This window comes from Enterobacter cloacae complex sp. S2 (assembly GCF_015159675.1).
In the GTDB taxonomy this organism is placed as follows: Bacteria; Pseudomonadota; Gammaproteobacteria; order Enterobacterales; family Enterobacteriaceae; genus Enterobacter; species Enterobacter intestinihominis.
The window spans coordinates 187,926-208,754 of the sequence record NZ_JADDTS010000019.1; the positions used below are offsets into that span (position 1 = coordinate 187,926).

A 20,829-nucleotide genomic window follows, 5' to 3' on the forward strand; every position below is an offset into this window, starting at 1 on the left:
GTGTAAAACGCGCTATGCAGAATGTTCATCTTTTCAGGCACAACGCCGTTTTTGCTACATTTTTATAACACGGGGCACGAAATGCGCTCGACCATAAAGTGTGCTTATGTTGTGATCGGGGTTCAATAAATCACTAAACAGGGTATACTCCGGAGTTGTTTATTGTACTAAACGCTCCCGTGAGAGGATGCTACAGCGCACCTATGACTCAATTCGCTTCTCCGGTTCTGCATACGTTGCTGGATACCGACGCGTACAAGCTGCATATGCAGCAAGCCGTGTTTCACCACTATCATGATGTTCATGTTGCGGCGGAATTTCGCTGCCGGGGTGACGACTTGCTGGGTATCTACGCAGATTCCATTCGTGAACAGGTCGATGCCATGCAGCATCTGGCGCTCACCGATGACGAATATCAGTGGCTTTCAGGCCTGCCTTTCTTTAAAGCGGACTATCTGAACTGGCTGCGTGAGTTCCGCTATAAGCCGGAACAGGTCACCGTCACCAATGATAACGGCAAGCTGGACATTCGTCTGACCGGCCCGTGGCGCGAAGTGATCATGTGGGAAGTGCCGCTTCTGGCCGTGATCAGCGAGCTGGCCCACCGCTATCGCTCCCCTGAAACCGGTGTAACGCAGGCGGTTGCTGCTCTGGAGAATAAACTCGTTGAGTTTTCCAGACTGACAGAAGGGCTGGATATGTCCCGCTTCCGTCTGATGGACTTTGGCACGCGCCGCCGCTTCTCTCGCGAGGTTCAGGAAGCCATTGTCAGACGTCTGCAACAGGAGCCGTGGTTCGTTGGCACCAGTAACTACGATCTGGCGCGTCGCCTTGATTTAACGCCGATGGGTACCCAGGCGCACGAATGGTTCCAGGCGCACCAGCAGATCAGCCCTGACCTTGCCAACAGCCAGCGCGCCGCCCTCGCCGCGTGGCTTGAGGAATACCCGGATCGGCTGGGTATTGCCCTTACCGACTGCATTACCATGGACGCGTTCCTGCGCGACTTTGGCCCTGAGTTTGCCGAACGCTACCAGGGTTTGCGCCATGATTCCGGGGACCCGGTTGAATGGGGTGAGAAAGCCATCGCCCATTACGAAAAACTGGGTATCGATCCCATGAGTAAGGTGCTGGTCTTCTCCGATAACCTTGACCTGGCGAAAGCCGTCGACCTTTATCGCCACTTCTCATCGCGGGTGAACCTGAGTTTCGGAATTGGTACGCGCTTAACCTGTGATATCCCCCAGGTGAAACCGCTGAACATCGTCATAAAGCTAGTGGAATGTAACGGTAAGCCGGTCGCGAAGCTTTCCGACAGCCCGGGCAAAACCATCTGCCATGACAAAGCGTTTGTCCGCGCATTACGTAAAGCCTTCGATCTGCCTCAGGTTAAAAAAGCCAGTTAACGGCTTCGGGGGAGCCTTCATGGCTCCCCTTCTCTTATTAATTTCTTATTTCTTCTCTTAAGACGGTGAAATTTACTTGTCTGATAGCGGATGGCAGGTAACATAGATATCCCCCCTATCAGGGCGGACAAGTGTTTATTTTTCCGACTATTAACAGAGAGAATATTATGAGCGTTGTGCCTGTAGCCGACGTACTCCAGGGCCGTGTCGCCGTTGACCAGGAGGTCACCGTGCGCGGATGGGTGCGTACTCGCCGAGATTCTAAAGCTGGCATCTCCTTCCTCGCCGTCTATGACGGTTCCTGCTTTGATCCTGTACAGGCCGTCATTAATAATTCTCTGCCCAATTACAATGATGACGTTCTGCACCTGACAACCGGCTGTTCCGTGATCGTCACCGGTGTTGTGGTGGCCTCTCCGGGCCAGGGTCAGAGCTACGAAATTCAGGCGACCTCGGTGGAAGTGACCGGCTGGGTTGAAGATCCGGACACCTATCCGATGGCTGCAAAGCGTCACAGCATCGAATATCTGCGTGAAGTTGCGCACCTGCGTCCGCGCACCAACCTTATTGGTGCAGTGGCGCGCGTGCGTCATACGCTGGCGCAGGCGCTGCATCGATTCTTTGACGAGCAGGGTTACTTCTGGGTGTCTACTCCGCTGATCACGGCATCCGATACCGAAGGCGCAGGTGAAATGTTCCGCGTTTCAACGCTGGATATGGAAAACCTGCCACGTACGCCGGAAGGAAAAGTCGATTACGACAAAGACTTCTTTGGTAAAGAAGCCTTCCTGACGGTTTCCGGCCAGCTCAACGGCGAAACCTACGCCTGTGCGCTGTCTAAGATCTACACCTTCGGCCCAACCTTCCGTGCGGAAAACTCTAACACCAGCCGTCACCTGGCGGAATTCTGGATGCTGGAGCCGGAAGTCGCCTTTGCCGATCTGAATGACGTGGCTGGCCTGGCAGAAGCGATGCTGAAATACGTGTTCAAAGCCGTTCTCGAAGAACGCGCAGACGACATGAAATTCTTCGCTGAGCGTGTCGATAACGACGCCATCGCCCGTCTTGAACGCTTCGTCTCCGCAGACTTCGCGCAGGTGGATTACACCGACGCGGTCGCTATCCTGGAAAAATGCGGTGAGAAATTCGAAAACCCGGTTTACTGGGGCGTGGATCTCTCCTCCGAGCATGAACGTTATCTGGCAGAGAAGCACTTCAAAGCACCGGTTGTGGTGAAAAACTATCCGAAAGACATTAAGGCGTTCTATATGCGCCTTAACGAAGATGGTAAAACCGTTGCCGCGATGGATGTTCTGGCGCCGGGCATCGGTGAGATCATCGGTGGCTCCCAGCGTGAAGAGCGCCTGGATGTGCTGGACGCGCGTATGCAGGAGATGGGCCTGAACCCGGCGGACTACAGCTGGTATCGCGATCTCCGTCGCTACGGCACCGTTCCGCACTCTGGCTTTGGCCTGGGCTTCGAACGTCTGATTGCTTACGTAACAGGTGTTCAGAACGTACGTGATGTGATTCCGTTCCCACGCACACCGCGTAACGCAAGTTTCTAACCGACCAAATCATTAATGGCCAGCAAATGCTGGCCATTATTTTATCCTGCAATGTCAGTTTTCGTCAGTCAAAAGTAAGCGTCTATAAACCACAACCCCGCAATTCCCTCTACCTGTTACGTTTTGTTTCCACGAAATATTCTTAGACAAAAAAATAACCCTATTCTTATTGCGCTTAATATAATCCTTACGCAATAGCACAAAAAACAACCACTTTCACAGCCATCTGGATGGCTTTTGTCGATTATAAGAAAAAATGAGCCGTTTAACTTCTGTTTATACGAAAGGCCTTTAGCTAAATTAAACATAAGGAAATCATATATATAAGAATAAAGTGGAGGTTTAATTCACCAGAACGCGCTGAAGTTTGAGGTGCTTCACAAAGTTCCCAAAAATACATATTTAGTTACACATATTTTCTTTTGGTAACTGAATCTTGAAGATTGTAGCACTTTCAGTGTAGCGAAACGGTTCTATGAATGGAAAGATGCCTGTCAGACACATAAAGACACCTAACTCTCATCAATAGTTCCGGAAATATTTATTGACAGAATTTATTGACGGCAGTGGCGAGTGTCATAAAAAAACCAATGAGGGTAATAAATAATGATGAAGCGCAATATCCTGGCAGTGGTAGTCCCTGCCCTGCTGGTAGCCGGTGCAGCAAACGCTGCTGAAATCTATAACAAAGACGGCAACAAATTAGATCTTTACGGGAAAGCAGTTGGCCTGCATTACTTCTCTGATTACGCGGGCAACGATGGCGACAACACTTACGCGCGTCTGGGCTTCAAAGGTGAAACTCAGATCAACGATCAGCTGACTGGCTACGGTCAGTGGGAATACAATTTCCAGGGTAACAACTCTGAAGGCGGCGATGCGCAGAACGGCAACAAAACCCGTCTGGCATTCGCAGGTCTGAAATTTGGTGACGCAGGTTCCTTCGACTACGGTCGTAACTACGGTCTGGTCTATGACGCAATCGGCATCACCGATATGCTGCCTGAGTTCGGCGGCGACACCGGCGCGAGCGATAACTTCTTCGCAGGCCGTACGGGTGGTCTGGCGACTTACCGTAACAGCAACTTCTTCGGCCTGGTTGACGGTCTGAACTTTGGTGTTCAGTACCTGGGCAAAAATGAACGTGATGACGCGGTACGTTCCAACGGCGACGGCTGGGCGACCTCTCTGAGCTATGACTACGAAGGCTTCGGCATTGTCGGTGCTTATGGCGCCGCTGACCGTACCAACAACCAGCAGACTCTGGAATGGGGTGAAGGCGACAAAGCTGAACAGTGGGCAACCGGCCTGAAGTACGACGCGAACAACATCTACCTGGCAGCCATTTATGGCGAAATGCGTAACGCAGCGCGCCTGGGCAGCCGTGGTTTCGCTAACAAGTCTCAGGACTTCTCTGTTGTCGCTCAGTACCAGTTCGATTTCGGCCTGCGTCCATCCATCGCTTACTACAAATCTAAAGCGAAAGACGTAGAAGGTATCGGTGACGAAGACTACATCAACTACGTTGATATCGGTGCGACCTACTACTTCAACAAAAACATGTCTACCTATGTTGACTATCAGATCAACCAGCTGAAAGACGACAACAAGCTGGGCATCAACAACGACGACATCGTGGCTCTGGGTCTGGTTTACCAGTTCTAATCAGCACACCTCGTTGCTATATGCTTAATGAACAGGGCTTCGGCCCTGTTTTTTTATTCCCGAGAGAAAATAATAGCGACTTTTGAAAAGCCGCACGCTTTTCGTCGCAAACGGTTGGCATTTTGTAAATCTACCGTTAACCTGATAGCGGATTTCACTTCTGTAATCACAATGGAACTTCGTCATGTTTGAGAACATTACTGCCGCTCCTGCCGACCCAATTCTGGGCCTGGCCGATCTGTTTCGTGCCGACGACCGCCCTGGCAAAATCAACCTGGGTATTGGTGTATATAAAGATGAAACCGGCAAAACTCCGGTACTGACCAGCGTCAAAAAAGCTGAGCAGTATCTGCTGGAAAACGAAACCACCAAAAACTACCTCGGTATTGATGGTATCCCTGAATTTGGTCGCTGCACCCAGGAGCTGCTGTTCGGCAAAGGCAGCACCATTGTGAGCGAAAAACGCGCCCGCACGGCGCAGACCCCAGGCGGTACCGGCGCACTGCGCGTGGCGGCAGATTTCCTGGCGAAAAACACCTCTGTTAAGCGTGTCTGGGTAAGCAATCCAAGCTGGCCGAACCACAAGAGCGTGTTTAATTCTGCGGGTCTGGAAGTCCGTGAATACGCCTACTATGACGCGGCAAACCACGCGCTGGACTTCGATGGTTTGCTGGCCAGCCTGAGCGAAGCCCAGGCGGGCGATGTGGTGCTGTTCCATGGCTGCTGCCATAACCCAACTGGTATCGATCCTACGCTTGAACAGTGGGAACAGCTGGCTAAGCTGTCCGTTGAAAAAGGCTGGCTGCCGCTGTTCGACTTCGCTTACCAGGGCTTTGCCCGTGGTCTGGAAGAAGATGCTGAAGGTCTGCGCGCATTCGCCGCCGTCCATCAGGAGCTGATTGTCGCAAGCTCCTATTCCAAGAACTTTGGTCTGTATAACGAGCGTGTCGGCGCCTGTACGCTGGTGGCCGCTGACGATCAAACTGTCGATCGCGCATTCAGCCAGATGAAGTCCGTGATCCGCGCTAACTACTCCAACCCACCGGCACACGGTGCGTCTGTAGTTGCGACGATCCTGAGCAACGATGCGCTGCGCGCAATCTGGGAACAAGAGCTGAACGATATGCGTCAGCGCATTCAACGCATGCGTCTGCTGTTTGTGAACACGCTGGCTGAGAAAGGCGCCGACCGTGACTTCAGCTTCATCATCAAGCAGAACGGCATGTTCTCCTTCAGCGGCCTGACCAAAGAGCAGGTGCTGCGCCTGCGTGAAGAGTTTGGCGTCTATGCCGTTGCCTCTGGCCGCGTGAACGTTGCAGGTATGACGCCTGACAACATGGCGCCACTGTGCGAAGCCATTGTCGCGGTGCTGTAACCTGCACCCATAAAAAAAGCCTGCATCGCGCAGGCTTTTTTATTGAAAGGGTTTACCAGACAGGCATTTCATCCTGAAGGAACGGGTTATGCAACCGCTCATCGCCCAGCGTTGACATTGGTCCGTGTCCAGGGATAAACGTCACATCATCACCTAACGGTAATAACTTCTGCTTAATCGACTGAATCAGCTGACCGTGATCGCCGCGTGGGAAATCGCTGCGTCCTACGCCCCCTTTGAAAATCACGTCACCGGAAATCAGCAGGCGTGACACGTCATCAAAGAAGACAATATGGCCAGGCGTATGCCCGGGGCAATGCAACACCTGTAAAGTTACATTCCCTACGTTAACGCGATCGCCTTCGTTCAGCCAGCGGTCCGGTGTCAGTGGCTGACAGTCATCCAGACCAAACATGCGGCTTTGGGCAGGCAGCCCCTGAAGCCAGAACTCATCTTCTTTTTCCGGGCCGATAATCGGCACACCGTAGTGTTCAGCCAGTTCAGCCGCTGCACCCACATGGTCAAGATGGCCATGGGTCAGTAAAATCTGCATCAGCGTTACACCGCTGGCAGCGACCTCCTGCTTGATTGTCTCAGCGTCGCCACCGGGATCAACAAGCGCGGCCAGTTTAGTTTGTTCACACCAGATCAATGAACAGTTCTGTGAGAACGCGGTAACCGGAATAATACGATAGTTCATACTGCTCCTGTGTTTCGTTATTACCAGTGCCGAACCGGCCCGGTATCAATATGCACAAAGTTGCTACGTGGGTAGTATCCTACACCACCTGCGCGCATAGATAACGCCGCTTTGCGAATATTGGCTAACGAAACGCCTTCAATATGGAAATCCATCGCCTGCCCTTTGGTGTGATAGCTTTTTTTCGCTACCCCACGGCTGTGGGCGCGCAGTTCATTGTTGGTATCCAGAGAGCGATAGCCAGAAATGAGTTGCACCGGCCTTTTGGTCCCCAGCAGTCCCTGCAAGCGGTAAAGCTGATCGAATAATCCAGGGTCGATGGCTTTGATTTTGTTCGCGCGGAAATCACGGAAAAAATGGTTGAGTCGTGCTAATTCATCCTGAATATAGCCTCTGCCATCGAAAAATTCCGCTTTAAGCGTCTCACCAGTATGCAGATTGTTGAGCGTTAAAATACGCGGACGAGGTGTCGAGAGGGTGGCAAATGCTGGCGTCGGAAGGATGGCTGCTGCGCCCAGCGCAACGCCACCTAACGCCAGCAATTTGCGGCGATTAGCGTCAAATTTGTCCATGATAATCAGGTCTACAGGTAAAAGAAATTGTCAATATGCTTAGCGCACGAAGGGCACCATAACTGGCAAAGCCTGCTACGTCAAGGCGCCCAACCCCAGTGAATACGCGGCTTGCAACCAGATCGCCTCATATTCACCATAACTTACGACAATCATTTTTACCGAACTACTTCATTTACCTGATTAATTGTTCCGCTTTTGGCAAGATTTGTGCGCCGGATCGCGCTGTCAGATCATAATTGTAAATATCTGTACGATACTGGGTACGTCCGTCCGCGCCCACAAACGCCGTCAGATAGTAAAGATTGACCGGAATATTGTGGCGGATATTGACGTAACGCGTATCCCCCTGCTTCAGGGCATCTGATATCCGCGTATCGTTCCAGCCTGCATCCTGCAACAGCATATTCGCCAGTTCGGAGGCCTTATTCACGCGAACGCAGCCAGAACTGAGCGCGCGTGCGTCTTTCTGGAACAGATTATGGTTCGGGGTATCATGCAGATAGATTGCGTCCGAACTTGGCATATTGAATTTGTAACGTCCGAGCGAGTTATGCGCACCCGGTGCCTGCTGGAAACGGAACGGCAGGTTCGAAGGCGTAATCGTTGACCAGTCGACCATCCAGGGGTCAATCGCTTCTTTGCTGTTCCAGCCACGCATCACCGTATAGTTATGTCGCTCCAGATAGCCCGGGTCATTCCAGACCTTAGGCAGGATATCTTTGCGCGCCAGCGTCGGCGGCACGTTCCACGGCGGGTTAACCACCACGTTATTCAGCGCGCTGCTCATCATCGGCGTTTTGCGGTCAGGTCGACCCACAATCACGCGGGACGCCAGCACTTCGCTACCGTCCTGATAGTAGACCAGAGAGTACGCCGGAATGTTGACCATAATGCCGGTGGATAACGTGCCCGGCAGCAAGCGCAAGCGCTGGATATTCAACGCCAGCACCCCTGCCCGCTGGGCCGGAGAGACGTTCAGCCAGTCGCGAGTCGATGGACCAATCACGCCGTCGGCGCCCAGCCCCTGCGCGGCCTGGAACTGCTTCACTGCCGCGACCAGTTCGCGATCGTAAGCGGCGGGCTTATTGCTCAGCGCAACGGCGGTTTTCTCTTTTACCGGCGCCGACGGGCTGACGACCGCGTTTTGCGTCTCGTCGCCGGGCAGCGCAATTTTAGGGCCGCTGTCAAGCATGCCAGACCGTTTCATAATTTCGCGAATCGCAGGCACATCGCTGCTCCATTGTCCCGGACGCAGCGTTGCTGTTCCACGCAACTGAGGCCACGGGCGGGAATCCGCGACCAGCTCAAGAAGCGACTGATGCATCGTGGCATACTGCGGGTGGGCGGGCGCAAGGCTTGCGATAAAGCGCGGCAGTTCACCGTTGTCCAGCGACAGCTGCCACTGATTAATGACGGACAGCGCGGGCGTCGCCAGCTTGTACGGTTTACTGCTGTATAACCAGCGGTTGCCGTTCACCGAAATCCCCGCCACAAACTGCAAGTAGCCCATCATGGCATCAGACAGCACCACATCACGCGCCTGTCCGGTAACGGCAGGGTCGGTCAGGAGTTCAACCCAGGTCGTGAACTGTGGCTGAAAACCTGCAATCGCCACTTCAGCCAGCTGCTGCTGGAAGGCACGTACCGCATCGCGATTTTCCCACATCGGTTTCATATCGCGCGCAGCGTAAAGCAGCGTGAGCTGGTTAATATAAGCGGGAGTATAGCCCGAGGGCAGCCCGGTCATAAGCTGCTGGCGTAATGATTCAGTATCGATGCCTTCCGGCAGCGGTTTAATGCCGGCCATGATGGCCGTCGCCGGAGACTGATCCAGCGGTTGTGACAGCGACGTCGGCTGCGCGCCCATCGTCGCGGAGCTGTCAGTCGGTACAATTTCAGGCTCATCGGCCTGAGCGGTAAACAGTGGAGCAAACATCACTGTCAGGCACAAACTCAGCGCAGACAGCTGACGACCACGATCTTTCTTAAGCAACATCCCTTGCCCCCTGTTTTTCACGACATGCCCAGTATTATGGAGCTTTCCTTCAGTATAGAAAGGCATACACGCTGCTGCCTTACCTTATGTAAAGAAGTTTAAAGATAACGCAGCCCTGAACACAAGTTAAGTGAATAAAAAAAGCGACGCCTGAGCGCCGCCTTTTATCATACCCGGGGTTAAGAGGCGTCAGCCGTGCCCGGTAAAGACTCCGGAGGCTGCGGCGCAAAGCCACGCAGACCTACGACGTGTACATGTTCACTGTTCTGGAACACTTTACGCACCAGCTTATAGGTTGTCCCTTTTTCCGGACTGATGTTTTCCGGCGCCGCGATGATGAGCTGCATATCGAGTCGCTCGCAAAGCTCAAACAGCGTGGCGATGGAGCGGGCGTCGAGACGCGCGGCTTCATCGAGGAACAGCAGACGGCATGGAGAGATGTCCTTGCCGCGCAGACGACGCGCTTCATCTTCCCAGCTCTGCACCACCATCACCAGAATCGACATACCAGTACCGATGGCTTCACCGGTAGAGAGCGCACCGGATTCCGCGCGCAGCCAGCCGTCTGAGCCACGGTTAACCTCAACTTCCATTTCCAGATAGTTGCGGTAGTCCAGCAACTCCTCGCCGATGGTTTGCGGCGTACGCTGGCCCATGTCAATCTGCGGATTCAGACGCTGATACAGCTTCGCCAGCGCTTCGGAGAAGGTCAGGCGGTTACTGTTGAACAGATCCTGATGCTGCTCATGCTGTTCAGACAACACGTCCAGCAGCGTGGAGTGCGCCTCACGCACGTTCACGTTCAGCCGCACGCTGTTGACCTGGCCAAACGACACGCTTTGCAGGCCCTGGTTCAGCTGACGGATACGGTTCTGCTCGCGCTGAATGGTTTTACGAATAATATTCGCCACGCTGCGGGAGCTGATTGCCAGCTTCTGCTCGCGGGAGGTCAGCTCCTCCGTCAGACGGCCCAGCTCGATCTCCATCTGTTCGATCGCTTCAACCGGATCGTCGGTACGGATGATGTCCTGACGAATACGCTCGCGTAAGTGCTGATAAACCGCCACGAAGAACTGAATTTTGCGCTCAGGACGCTTCGGATCTTCGGACATGCGCAGCACGTCGCGCAGGTGTTCATTGTCCGCCACGGCCAGACGCAGCGCACCCAGCGCCTTATCCGACATAGAGCGCAGTTCATCGGCTGACAGGTACGCCAGCTCGCGACGGTGCAGACGACGCTCCACGTTGTTGTCCTTCACCATGCGCATCACCGCGCACCAGCCCGCCTTCGCGGTCACAACCTGTTCACGCATCTCAAAATAGTCGCGCTCCAGCTTGCGCAGACGACGCGTCAGGTTGTCCATCTCCGCTTCACAGAAGGTCAGCGCTTTTTCGAGCTGATTACGACGCGCACGGTTGTTGCTGAGCTGAGCATGCAGCTCATCACGGCGAATACGCGCCCGCTCTTCTGCGCCGCTGTCGGCGCGCACGCCAATGTCCTGCAACTCTTTGTGCAGGTCATTTAACAGCTCTTTCTTGGTGTCGAAGGAGCTTTTCAGCGATGCCATGACCTGGCTGTACTGGCTCAGCTGTGCAGCGTGAGTACGCATCGCTTCACGGGCGCGCGTTCGTTCCGCTTCGGCCTGCTCAAGACGCTGGCGCAGCTTTTCATTCAGATCGCTGTTCCCGCTCAGCATTTCTGCTGAATCGGAGTAGCCGAAGTGTGCGCGACGTTGCACCACTTCCGTGAGGGCAAACGCCTGCTGACGCGCTTCGCGCTGCACCTGCTGTGACCAGGCGTAATCTTCTTTTAACTGCTCAAACTGTTCCGGGTCGCTCTGGAGAACGGAAACCATCGGCTCCAGTTTTGCCAGCTGATTGCCGTGTTGCTGCACAAAGCGCGCCGCTTCCTGCGCTTCGTCCAGACGTTCCTGAATCTCATCCACGCGGTCGGCGAGCGTATCGTCCGCCAGCAGGTTCAGGCGCGGCAGGATGCGGTTAAGGGCCGCAACGCCCTCTTTTGCCTGCTCAAACTGCACGCGGCTTTGCTGGTTGTCATTTTCATGGCTGGCAAGCGCACGCTCCAGCTCACCGCGGCGGGTGTTGAGCTTACGAATTTCGGCTTCCGGATCGGGCTGGAAGGCAACGCCCAGATGGCTGCCGATAAAGCGGCTGAACGCCTGATGCAGACGCTGGGTTTTCTGCACGTCAAACGACAGGGTCGCAAAACGCTCTGAAAGCGTTTCACGCTCGGCGTGCAGGCTTTCAATACGGTTTTCACGCGCGGCGCGGCCAAACAGCGGCAGTTCCGGGAAGCGCGAATAGCGCCACTGGCGATCGGCGATTTTCACCACCACCGCTTTTTCCAGCTCGTCGACGCTGAATACGCTGTCATCAAACGACTGCGGATCCCCTTCGATGAGGTAGAGATCTTCCGGGCAGTCTTCCAGCCCTGCAAGCTGGTCAGAAATCAGCGACAGATCCGGCACTACAATCGCGTTACGGGACGGACCGTACAGCGCGGAGAAGTACGGCGCATCGTCCAGGCCGACGTCGTCGTAAATTTCAGACAGCAGCACGCCGCCGAAACGCTCGGCTAACGCATTCAGGCGCGGATCTTCTGAGCCGCCAGGCTGGCTTAAACGCTCGATTTCTTCATCGACGTCACGCTTGCGCGCGCCCACTTCGTCACGCTCAACAATCGCTTCGCGTTCGCACTCCAGCAGCTGTTGCATGTATTCGGTGACGTCCTGGCTGGAGGCAAACTCCTGACCACACTGCTCGCTGAGCTGGTTCAGGCTGCTTTGTGCGGCCAGCCAGATCGGCGCACGCTGTAAGAGCGTCTTCGAACGGGACTGAAGCTGTTCCAGCTCCTGACGCAGCGTCATGCGCTGTTCGCTGGCGTTCGATACGGTATCGGACAGGGCCGCAATACGCGCTTCCAGCTCCTGATGCAGAGCCTCAAGCTCGTCGAAATCGTAATTTTTACCCTGACGTTTGCAGAATTCCGCCAGCAGACGCTCAGCTTCCTGCTGTTCACGCAGACGCTGTTCCAGCTCGTTCAGGCGCATGCGCAGCGGCTGCACCTGCTCGGCCAGATGGCGTTGATTGACGCCGTCGCGCAGTAGCTCACGGGCAACGTCCCATGCTTCGTTACGCGCCAGCGGACCGTTGATCGCCACCACCAGCTGGTACGCCTGCTCAAACTGGCTGTGTGCCGTTTGCGCCACGCTCATTTTCTGATCAAGAGAAAGCAGTTTCTCAGTGGCTTCCTGCTCTTTGGCCTGGAAGGTATCCAGCCATTCGTCAGCGCTTTCAGGGGTCAGGTCCGGCAGGTGGCACAGCTCTTTGGCACGCTGCAACGCCTGCAGCGCCTGGTTGTATTGGATCGCGCGGGTCTGCTGCACGTCCAGCGCCTGCTGGTAGTCTGCGAGCTGGCTTTTCAGCTCATCCACTTCCAGCTCGGCGGCTTCCGCGCGGGCTTCGTTCTCTTCCTGCAAATCGGCGGCTTCTGCCACCACTTCATTTTGCTCTTCAAGACGAATTTGCAGCTCATCGAGATCGGCTTCATAACGCTCGATTTTTTCCTGCTGACGCAGCGCGGTTTGCACCAGGTTCAGATGATCGCTGGCCGCCTGGTAATCGGCTTCCAGATCCCCTTCGGCACCGTTGTGCTCGCCCAGTTCGCGCGCCATTTCGACATGCTTATACTGCTCGGCGACCAGCTGTTTGCGGGAGGTAAACAGCTCGCGGCGGTATTCCAGCGCCTGATCGAGATGAATACGGCGCTCGTTGGCGTGACGCATATAGTCTGCCGCCACGTAGTTGGTGGCTTCGCTGATCAGGTGCTTAAACAGATCGCGGTCAGATTGCGTAACGCGAATCGCTTCCAGCGTCATGCGGTTTTCACGCAGCGCGGCTTCCATATCCTGGAAGGCCTTACGCACGCCGCTGTTTTCCGGCAGCAGGTAGTCGCGCAGGGAGCGGGTAATGGCGCTTGAGATACCGCCGTACAGGGAGGCTTCAATCAGACGGTAGTATTTACTACGATCTGACGCGCTGCGCAGACGACGGGCCACCACGCCGAGATCGAACATCAGAGAGTGGTAGTCGGTAATGGAGTTAAACTGCTTAAACTGCACGCCTTCGATGGCTTCCAGCTTGTCTTTCAGCTCCTGGAGCGTCAGAACGCGCGCCTGACGTTCATTCAGGGTTTCCGTCAGCAGCGCGGTCGGCTGCACGGAGGTTGGCAGCCCCTGGATCGCAAACGGTTTGATATCTACTTTACGGTCGCGGCCGGCAACCTGCTGCAGGCGCACGCCTACAACCACGCGCTGATGACGGGAGTTGATCACGTCCAGCACCGAATAACAGACGCCCGCTTTCAGCTTACCGTGCAGCCCTTTATCTCGGGAGCCGCTCGTTGCACCCGCTTCAGTGGTGTTACGGAAGTGCAGCAGGGTCAGGTCAGGGATCAGCGCCGTCACGAAGGCCGCCATGGTGGTGGATTTACCTGCCCCGTTACCGCCGGAGAGCGTTGTCACCAGCTCATCCAGATCGAAGGTTCGGGCAAAGAAGCCGTTCCAGTTAATCAGCGTTAGTGAGCGAAATTTACCGCGTTCAATCATTACTCTTCCTCCCCGCTATCCGGCTGATTCTCTTCGTGCTCGTCATTGAGCTGCAAATGGTTTTCCACCGGCATCGCTTCACCGTCACGGATCATGCGCAGCTGTGCTTCACGCGCATCGTCACCCGCACGCACGTCGGCACCAAAGCGGAAGACCGATTCGGTAATGCGGAACTTGCTGCTGTCGTGACCCATGAACCAGACCATTCCCAGACGGCGCAGACGGTTCAGGGAAGAGCGAACTTTTTCCTGTAATTTCTGACGGTCCAGATCGGACCCCGTCGAGCGGTTATTTACCAGCTTGAGCAGCTTGCTTTCATCCGCCAGCGACAGCAGCTCATCGTAAAGCTCCTGCTGGGTGAAGATCCCTTCATTCGCCAGACGTTCCGGGCTGAGGTAGAGGTAGCAGAGAATTTTGCCGACCATCATATCCAGTTCGGAAAGCACCGAGCGCGGAATAAGCGTAGTAGAGCGCGGACGCAGGTAGAAAAACCCTTCCGGCGCGCGGATCAGCTCAACGTTATAGCGAGCGTAAAACTCTTCCAGATACTCCTGAAAGTCCATCAAAAAGGCGTGATTATCCAGCTCGTCAAGGCCAATGTGACGACCGGCACGCAGCTGGCTGTCCAGCGCCGGAAACAACGGATTCGCCAGCGCCTGTGCCAGCTTAACTGGCATCACTTGTTCAATATTTGTCAATGACATGCGCCTGTACCTTGGCTCCGTAATCGTTAATCGGCTGCCACTTCGGCGGCAGTCCGGTGAAATCGGCTTGTGCGATGCCCAGGCGCACCGCCTGGTCTACAACAATGCGGGCTACATCGAAGTGGCGCGCTCGCGGATACTGCGCCAGATAGTCGCGTACCACGAGGCCAAGATCCAGCGGTGCTTGTCTGGCTTTATAGACAGCGAGCTGTTCTTCGATCATCGCCGCAAGCTGCTCGCGAATTTCGTTAAATTCTTCGTATTCCAGATCCGGCGGCAGTTCACCGGTGACCTCTTCATCACGCAGCGCCATCTCTTCGTCGCGCATATCCAGAAGACGATCGGCGTTGGCGTAGGTCAGCGCCCACGGCGCATCAAAGTAGGTCTGTACCGACTGGCGCAGACGCTGAGCAAAGACGCGGTTCTTATCCATATCGATGGCGGTACGGATAAATTTATGCACGTGGCGGTCGTAACCGATCCACAGGTCGATCGACTGCTGGCCCCAGCTGATAATGCGGTCAAGCTTACTCTGCAAATCAAACACCAGACGGTCGATAAAATGCAGATCGTCGTGCGCCATCGTCGCGTCCTGGATGCGCAGCAGGTTGGCCTGTAGCTTATCCCCAGCCGCCTCCAGCGTATCCTGCAACTCACGTAGCGTACCGGACGTTTCTGACAGCAAAAGTTCACAGCTGGAGATGGCCGCACGCCAGTCTTTATTCAGCAGTTGAGCGATATCGTCTTTGACCTGCTGCTGCTGTTCGTCCATCAGACGTTGAGTCAGATCGATACTGTCGAAAATCTCGGCGACCGAGTATTTTAGCGGCGCGTAAACGTTGCGATGCCAGTGGAACTCGTCACCGTTTTCATCAGCCGCGTCGGCGGCACGCTTCAGCTCGCCTGCAACAATGGAGAGCTGCATGGAGAGACGCAGCGTGGAAAATTCGCGCTGGCGGATGTAATAGTCGGTAATGCCAATGCCCAGTGGCGTAAGACGATAGATGGCGTTTCCTTCCGCCTGCTCGCTGGTAAAGCGGTTCAGCAGACGTTGACGCACCATATCATTGATTGCGTTGTTGGCACGCACGCTAATGGTTTCGCTGGTTTGCTCAAACGCATCACTGACGTGGCGGAACGCATCCACCAGTTCGCCTTCACTCATTTCGCCATCCAGGCGTTCGCCGTTTAGCGTCGCAACCGCCAGCAGGAATGAGAGTCTGTCTACCGGCAGCGAGATGGAGAAATCGTTTTTCCTGGCCCAGGCAACCAGTTCGGGGACTGTCTGGGAAAATTCACTCATAGATTATCCTTGCATCTGCGGCTTGCGCGCGGTGACGTGGATATAGCGGCCAAGGCTCAGATAGGGCTCCTGGCGGCAGTACCGCGTCTCTATTTCTGTTAAGGCGTCTAAACAGTCATCCTGTTTTTGTTTATCACGCAGATAATCATGAAACACCCTCACGCCGGTTTTGCCGGTAATTTCCCAACCGATCTCCTCCAGCCAGCCATAGACCTGCTGCGGTTCACGGGGGAAATCCGGTGAAAGCGTGCGTCGTTTCTTTTTATACATGCCCTGCTGTACATAGCCAAAATTGCCGACCAGCACGTTTCGCATTAGCAGGCCGTTGGCATTGTAAAACATCAGCGATAACGCACCGCCTGGGCGCAACATCGACCACAGCGTTTTTAACATCGCTTGTGGTTCGGCGACCCATTCGAGCACAGCATGAAACAATATCAGATCAACCTGCGTTTCCAAATGCTGCGGAATGTCCTGAGCGGCGCAATGTATAAAATGCATGTTGTCGCTCACACCTTTCTCTTCTGCCGCTCGCCCGGCGCGCGCAACCATCTCGGCAGAAAGATCGCAAAGCGTGACGTGATGTCCCCGCTGCGCCATCAGAATTGCAGTCTGCCCTTCCCCACCGCCGGCATCCAGTACGCGCAACGGTCGGTCACCAAATTCAGCCAGCAGCTTATCCAGATCCTGCCAGAGGATCGTCTGACGAAGCTGACCTTTGGTGGTGCCATAAATGTTGCGCGAAAACTTTTCCGCGATGTCATCAAAATTGCGATCCCGCATTGGGAGGGTTCCACTCACTGCAAAACCGCTATTTTGTCACACCCGCGCGGAGAATGAACCACTCTGGTGTAATATCACGGGCAATCGCCTGCTGTATGGTTAAAAAAGGAACCAAAAAGGATGCTTTTTACCCTAAAAAAATATATCGGAGGCATGATGCTTCCCCTTCCCCTGCTGTTGCTTCTCATCGCGCTGGGGCTGGCATTGATATGGTTTAGCCGCTTTCAGAAAAGCGGTAAATCCCTCGTCACCGTGGGCTGGCTGGCGCTGCTGTTACTCAGCCTGCAACCGGTCGCTGACGGTTTGTTACGCCCGATTGAAAACACCTACCCTACATGGCAGGGAAAACAGAAGGTGGGCTATATCGTGGTGCTGGGCGGCGGGTATACCTGGGATCCGAACTGGGCCCCCAGCTCAAACCTGATCAACAACAGCCTGCCGCGCCTGAACGAGGGGATCCGCCTGTGGCTTGCCAATCCGGGATCGAAGATGATCTTCACGGGCGCTGCGGCAAAAACCAACCCGGTAAGTACCGCTGAAGCAGGGGCAAGAGTGGCTGAATCGCTTGGCGTACCACGTTCCGCCATCATCACGCTGGATAGCCCAAAAGATACCGAAGAAGAAGCTGCTGCGGTGAAACAAGCCATCGGTGATGTGCCGTTCCTGCTGGTGACCTCTGCTTCACACCTGCCGCGCGCAATGATTTTCTTTGAGAATCAGGGCCTGCATCCGCTTCCTGCTCCGGCAAACCAGCTGGCCATTGACGCCCCGCTCAACCCGTGGGAACGGATAATCCCGTCCCCGGTATGGCTGATGCACAGCGACCGCGTCGGTTACGAGACGCTTGGCCGCCTGTGGCAGTGGCTTAAGGGTTCGTCAGGCAAGCCAGGGCAGGAGTGATTTTGCGGCCAGATCGAAACTGGCCCGATTAAAGCGCCCGGTGTTGACCAGTTGCGCCACCTCATCCCAGAGAAGATAGAGCCAGCGTCGCCAGAGAAAGGCCTCCGCAACGGGGGCGCGCTGAAGATAGTGCCAGAGCAAATCTTCCGCCGCCCCGCCCTCGCTCAGCCTGAACAGTTCGTACTCGCGCGGCGCCCAGAGCATGATCCCCGGCCCGACCATTGCCAGAAGCTGATCGCTGCGCGAGTCTTTAAGCATACTGCGCAGCGTGAAGTTGCCGTGAACCAGCACGCAGTTGTCGTTAAAGCCCTCAAACAGCGTCGGAAGACATTCCCGGGTGCGGAACAGAATACGTTTGTCCTGCATCGTTAAACCGGTGTTGTTGAACTGGTTCAGCGTGCCCCAGAGCACTTCGACACGCTGGCGATACCATAGCGGCCACAGGTTTTCCTGGGTGCTGTCTACCGCGCCAACAAGACCCCGGCTGTCCTGCCGATGCCAGGCAAGCAGAGCCTCGACAATCTGATCTTTCAGCTGTTCCCAGCGCTCCGGTGTACGCGTCGGAGCTTCAACAGAAACCCCGCGTAAACGTTCAATAAGCAGAACATCCGGGCCGGGATGCTCCTCATGGGTCATCACGCCGTAGACCGTCGGCATACGGACAGTCCCTTCCCGCGCCAGCATCGACATTTTCCAGGCCAACTGTCTGGCGACGCCCGGCGAGGTAAAACTTCTGGCCATCAGCGGCATGGGGTTTCCCTGACTGTCGTACAACGACCAGAGTGCGGTATCGGCCTTTTCATTCACGCATTCCACCCGGCTTAGCTGTTCGCCAAGGAGATGGCTGAGTTCAGCACGCAGCTGTTCCATATGAGATTACCCCCATTAAGGCTACTGCTTTTATAATGAGCGCGCGAACCCCGGATGTCACCCGGTCGAGATCAATAATGAAAAAGAAAAGGAAGAGAACATCCCCCCAGAACGAGGGGATGGCAGCGAATTAACGCAATTCGACGCGTACGCGCTCAAGATCTTCAGGCGTATCCACGCCGGTGCCAGGGACTTCCTGGGCAACCGCAACGTGAATTTTCTCGCCGTACCACAGTACGCGAAGCTGTTCGAGCATTTCGATATGCTCAAGCGGGCTTGGTGCCCAGGCGACATAGCGACGAATAAAGCCGGCGCGGTAGCCGTAAATACCGATGTGGCGCAGGAAGGTTTCGCCGATCGTCTCTTTCGATTGCGCGAAACGATCGCGATCCCACGGAATGGTGGCGCGGGAGAAATAGAGCGCGTAGCCCTCTGCGTCCATGACCACTTTCACCGCATTCGGATTGAACGCCTCTTCAGCGTGGTGAATCGGCACCGCGAGGGTCGCCATGCCAACCTTACGCTGGGCCAGGTTGTCGGCCACCTGACGGATAATAGCCGCCGGGATCATCGGCTCATCGCCCTGCACGTTCACAATCACCGTCTCGTCACTGAAACCGCATTTTTCGACGACTTCCGCCAGGCGCTCGGTGCCTGACTGGTGGTCGGCACGGGTCATGCACACTTCCCCACCCGCGGCCTCAACCGCTCGCGCGACATCCGGGTGATCGGTGGCGACGATGACGCGTCCGGCGCCCGATTCGCGTGCCCGTTCAAGGACATGCACAATCATCGGTTTACCGTTGATATCCACCAGCGGTTTACCTGGCAGGCGCGTTGAAGCATAACGCGCAGGGATAATGACAACAAAACTCATGGTTTGATCTCTTCTGCCACCAGGGAACGGGCTTCATTTTCCAGCAGGACCGGAATACCGTCACGCAGCGGGAACGCCAGGCTGTCCAGTTTGCAAATCAGCTCTTGTTTATCCTGGCTGTAATACAGTTTGCCGTTGCACACCGGGCAGGCAATAATTTCAAGTAAACGGTGATCCATAGTTCCTCCGTATGGGTAATTGCTAAAGCTTACCACATTCTTTTTTCAGGGAGTGCCTGTTTCCCAGCCACCTCGACAGGTCGTAAACAGCCCCGCAGGCACGCGACCGAGTACAATTTCATACGCCCCCTGCCAGCGCGCAAATTCACTGAGCGCAGACGTTAGCCCTTTTTCCAGGCCAGCCGTGACTTTTATGCCCTCTTCCAGCCAGAGCGCGATAATTTCAAGAGTGCCGGTTTTACGGTGCATTTTAGCGTCCATGCGCCCGACAAGCTGCCCTTTATGAAGCAACGGCAAAACAAAATAACCGTACTGACGCTTTTGCGCCGGGGTGTAGCATTCCAGACGGTAGCTGAAATCAAACAGCTGTTCGGCCCGCTTTCTGTCCCAGACTACGGGGTCGAATGGCGAGAGCACGGCACTGTGGGTCGCCTGGAGTTTGCCCTCTTGCGCCTGCGCCAGCAGAGGGAACAAATCCGCATGCAGCCACATTTCACCTAACGACTCAACCGAGACCGGCATCACGCGCTGTTCACGCTGCCACGTTTCCAGCAGCGGTTTTAGCTGCGGCTGACGCAGGCGATAATAATCCGCCAGCCACTGTGGGCGGAATATGCCCAGGCTGCGGGCGCTGTTCCCGAGCATGATGGCTTCGGCTGCGTCCTGAGACAGCAGGTCACGCGTATCGTCCCAGTGAGGCATAACGCGGTGCGTGAGGTCATAAACGCGCTGAAAGTTGCGGCGCTCGACCACCATCACTTTGCCCGACGTAAACAGCCCTTCAAGATGGCGTTTGTGCGGTTTCCACTCCCACCATCCGCTTGCGCCTTTTCGCGGGTGTTCAAAATCCGCGGAGCGCACCGGACCGTTTTCCTGAATATGGGCAATCAGTTGTTCTATTTCATCCGCGTGTTCCACCATCCACTCCTGACGGTATTTCCAGCCCATTTTGTCCGGGGCGAGCATGCGGTGACGCACCAGTGCAAAATCGCTGCGCGGGAGAAAACAGGCTTCATGCGCCCAGTATTCCATCAGTTCGCCCTGACTTAGCGCATTATCCAGCCACTGCGGAGGATAGTTTCCCAGGCGGCTAAACAGGACCAGATACGGGCTACGCGCCACGATGTTAATGGTGTCGATTTGCAGCAACGACATGCGTTGCACGGTAGAGAGGATATCAGTTGGCTGCGCGCGGCGGCGGGACTTCTTCAGAAGCCCCTGGGCGGCAAGATGCAGGTTGCGTGCGGCTGCAAGTGAGAGTTGCGGTAGAGACATGCGTTTTCCTGTCAGTCAAAGCGCT

General features: G+C 55.3%; 16 protein-coding genes. 5 read left to right on the top strand and 11 right to left on the bottom strand.

From position 1 onward, the window contains the following. Window positions 1-203 precede the first annotated feature (203 nt). From pncB to IPZ49_RS11115, 4 genes are all read left to right on the top strand, one after another. Window positions 204-1,406 (top strand): nicotinate phosphoribosyltransferase, encoded by a 1,203-nt coding sequence (gene pncB / locus IPZ49_RS11100; protein ID WP_023299736.1) that lies wholly within the window; start codon window positions 204-206, stop codon window positions 1,404-1,406. Between the two features lie 167 nt (window positions 1,407-1,573). Further along, window positions 1,574-2,974 carry an asparagine--tRNA ligase gene (gene asnS, locus IPZ49_RS11105; protein WP_003858191.1) on the top strand — a complete coding sequence of 467 codons (1,401 nt, stop codon included), beginning with the start codon at window positions 1,574-1,576 and terminating at the stop codon, window positions 2,972-2,974. A 606-nt stretch (window positions 2,975-3,580) separates the two neighbouring features. After that, entirely contained in the window at window positions 3,581-4,639 is a 1,059-nt protein-coding gene (gene ompF / locus IPZ49_RS11110) for a porin OmpF (protein ID WP_022647640.1), read from the top strand. A gap of 184 nt (window positions 4,640-4,823) precedes the next feature. After that, window positions 4,824-6,014, top strand: a complete 1,191-nt coding sequence (locus IPZ49_RS11115) for an amino acid aminotransferase (RefSeq protein ID WP_023299734.1) — start codon at window positions 4,824-4,826, stop codon at window positions 6,012-6,014. Window positions 6,015-6,066: 52 nt separating this feature from the next. On the opposite strand, the gene IPZ49_RS11120 is transcribed toward IPZ49_RS11115, so the two are convergent. The 7 genes from IPZ49_RS11120 to cmoM form a co-directional block, all read right to left on the bottom strand. Next, window positions 6,067-6,714 carry an MBL fold metallo-hydrolase gene (locus tag IPZ49_RS11120; RefSeq protein ID WP_023299733.1) on the bottom strand — a complete coding sequence of 216 codons (648 nt, stop codon included), beginning with the start codon at window positions 6,712-6,714 and terminating at the stop codon, window positions 6,067-6,069. A 20-nt stretch (window positions 6,715-6,734) separates the two neighbouring features. After that, complete coding sequence (locus tag IPZ49_RS11125; protein WP_003858202.1) at window positions 6,735-7,286, bottom strand: YcbK family protein; 552 nt, start codon at window positions 7,284-7,286, stop codon at window positions 6,735-6,737. Between the two features lie 175 nt (window positions 7,287-7,461). Then, window positions 7,462-9,285: a L,D-transpeptidase gene (gene ldtD / locus IPZ49_RS11130; protein WP_063929006.1), complete on the bottom strand. Its 1,824-nt coding sequence runs from the start codon at window positions 9,283-9,285 to the stop codon at window positions 7,462-7,464. 179 nt (window positions 9,286-9,464) lie between these two features. Beyond that, a complete protein-coding gene (gene mukB, locus IPZ49_RS11135; protein WP_063146149.1) occupies window positions 9,465-13,913 on the bottom strand; it encodes a chromosome partition protein MukB in 4,449 nt (1,482 codons plus the stop codon). Then, entirely contained in the window at window positions 13,913-14,617 is a 705-nt protein-coding gene (gene mukE, locus IPZ49_RS11140) for a chromosome partition protein MukE (protein ID WP_003858208.1), read from the bottom strand. Before mukE ends, mukB begins: the two co-directional genes overlap by 1 nt. After that, window positions 14,598-15,920 carry a chromosome partition protein MukF gene (mukF, locus tag IPZ49_RS11145; RefSeq protein WP_022647635.1) on the bottom strand — a complete coding sequence of 441 codons (1,323 nt, stop codon included), beginning with the start codon at window positions 15,918-15,920 and terminating at the stop codon, window positions 14,598-14,600. Before mukF ends, mukE begins: the two co-directional genes overlap by 20 nt. 3 nt (window positions 15,921-15,923) lie before the next feature. Beyond that, a complete protein-coding gene (gene cmoM / locus IPZ49_RS11150; RefSeq protein ID WP_006809373.1) occupies window positions 15,924-16,703 on the bottom strand; it encodes a tRNA uridine 5-oxyacetic acid(34) methyltransferase CmoM in 780 nt (259 codons plus the stop codon). Between the two features lie 120 nt (window positions 16,704-16,823). Here cmoM and elyC point away from each other — a divergent pair, with 120 nt between their 5' ends. Continuing rightward, window positions 16,824-17,603: an envelope biogenesis factor ElyC gene (elyC, locus tag IPZ49_RS11155; RefSeq protein ID WP_022647634.1), complete on the top strand. Its 780-nt coding sequence runs from the start codon at window positions 16,824-16,826 to the stop codon at window positions 17,601-17,603. Here the strand turns inward: elyC and IPZ49_RS11160 are convergent. From IPZ49_RS11160 to IPZ49_RS11175, 4 genes are all read right to left on the bottom strand, one after another. Beyond that, on the bottom strand, window positions 17,580-18,473 hold the full coding sequence (locus IPZ49_RS11160) for a YcbJ family phosphotransferase (RefSeq protein WP_023299729.1): 894 nt from the start codon (window positions 18,471-18,473) through the stop codon (window positions 17,580-17,582). The two genes, elyC and IPZ49_RS11160, sit on opposite strands and share 24 nt — an antisense overlap. Before the next feature lie 130 nt (window positions 18,474-18,603). Continuing rightward, entirely contained in the window at window positions 18,604-19,350 is a 747-nt protein-coding gene (kdsB, locus tag IPZ49_RS11165) for a 3-deoxy-manno-octulosonate cytidylyltransferase (RefSeq protein WP_022647632.1), read from the bottom strand. Next, window positions 19,347-19,529 (bottom strand): protein YcaR, encoded by a 183-nt coding sequence (gene ycaR, locus IPZ49_RS11170; protein WP_003858220.1) that lies wholly within the window; start codon window positions 19,527-19,529, stop codon window positions 19,347-19,349. Before ycaR ends, kdsB begins: the two co-directional genes overlap by 4 nt. A 45-nt stretch (window positions 19,530-19,574) precedes the next feature. After that, window positions 19,575-20,804, bottom strand: a complete 1,230-nt coding sequence (locus IPZ49_RS11175; RefSeq protein WP_063146150.1) for a winged helix-turn-helix domain-containing protein — start codon at window positions 20,802-20,804, stop codon at window positions 19,575-19,577. Window positions 20,805-20,829 lie beyond the last annotated feature (25 nt).

Bases quoted from the DNA above. Each gene is read 5' to 3' on its own strand.
- pncB (WP_023299736.1), top strand. From the start codon at position 204: ATGACTCAATTCGCTTCTCCGGTTCTGCATACGTTGCTGGATACCGAC.
- asnS (WP_003858191.1), top strand. From the start codon at position 1,574: ATGAGCGTTGTGCCTGTAGCCGACGTACTCCAGGGCCGTGTCGCCGTT.
- ompF (WP_022647640.1), top strand. From the start codon at position 3,581: ATGATGAAGCGCAATATCCTGGCAGTGGTAGTCCCTGCCCTGCTGGTA.
- IPZ49_RS11115 (WP_023299734.1), top strand. From the start codon at position 4,824: ATGTTTGAGAACATTACTGCCGCTCCTGCCGACCCAATTCTGGGCCTG.
- IPZ49_RS11120 (WP_023299733.1), bottom strand. From the start codon at position 6,714: ATGAACTATCGTATTATTCCGGTTACCGCGTTCTCACAGAACTGTTCA.
- IPZ49_RS11125 (WP_003858202.1), bottom strand. From the start codon at position 7,286: ATGGACAAATTTGACGCTAATCGCCGCAAATTGCTGGCGTTAGGTGGC.
- ldtD (WP_063929006.1), bottom strand. From the start codon at position 9,285: ATGTTGCTTAAGAAAGATCGTGGTCGTCAGCTGTCTGCGCTGAGTTTG.
- mukB (WP_063146149.1), bottom strand. From the start codon at position 13,913: ATGATTGAACGCGGTAAATTTCGCTCACTAACGCTGATTAACTGGAAC.
- mukE (WP_003858208.1), bottom strand. From the start codon at position 14,617: ATGTCATTGACAAATATTGAACAAGTGATGCCAGTTAAGCTGGCACAG.
- mukF (WP_022647635.1), bottom strand. From the start codon at position 15,920: ATGAGTGAATTTTCCCAGACAGTCCCCGAACTGGTTGCCTGGGCCAGG.
- cmoM (WP_006809373.1), bottom strand. From the start codon at position 16,703: ATGCGGGATCGCAATTTTGATGACATCGCGGAAAAGTTTTCGCGCAAC.
- elyC (WP_022647634.1), top strand. From the start codon at position 16,824: ATGCTTTTTACCCTAAAAAAATATATCGGAGGCATGATGCTTCCCCTT.
- IPZ49_RS11160 (WP_023299729.1), bottom strand. From the start codon at position 18,473: ATGGAACAGCTGCGTGCTGAACTCAGCCATCTCCTTGGCGAACAGCTA.
- kdsB (WP_022647632.1), bottom strand. From the start codon at position 19,350: ATGAGTTTTGTTGTCATTATCCCTGCGCGTTATGCTTCAACGCGCCTG.
- ycaR (WP_003858220.1), bottom strand. From the start codon at position 19,529: ATGGATCACCGTTTACTTGAAATTATTGCCTGCCCGGTGTGCAACGGC.
- IPZ49_RS11175 (WP_063146150.1), bottom strand. From the start codon at position 20,804: ATGTCTCTACCGCAACTCTCACTTGCAGCCGCACGCAACCTGCATCTT.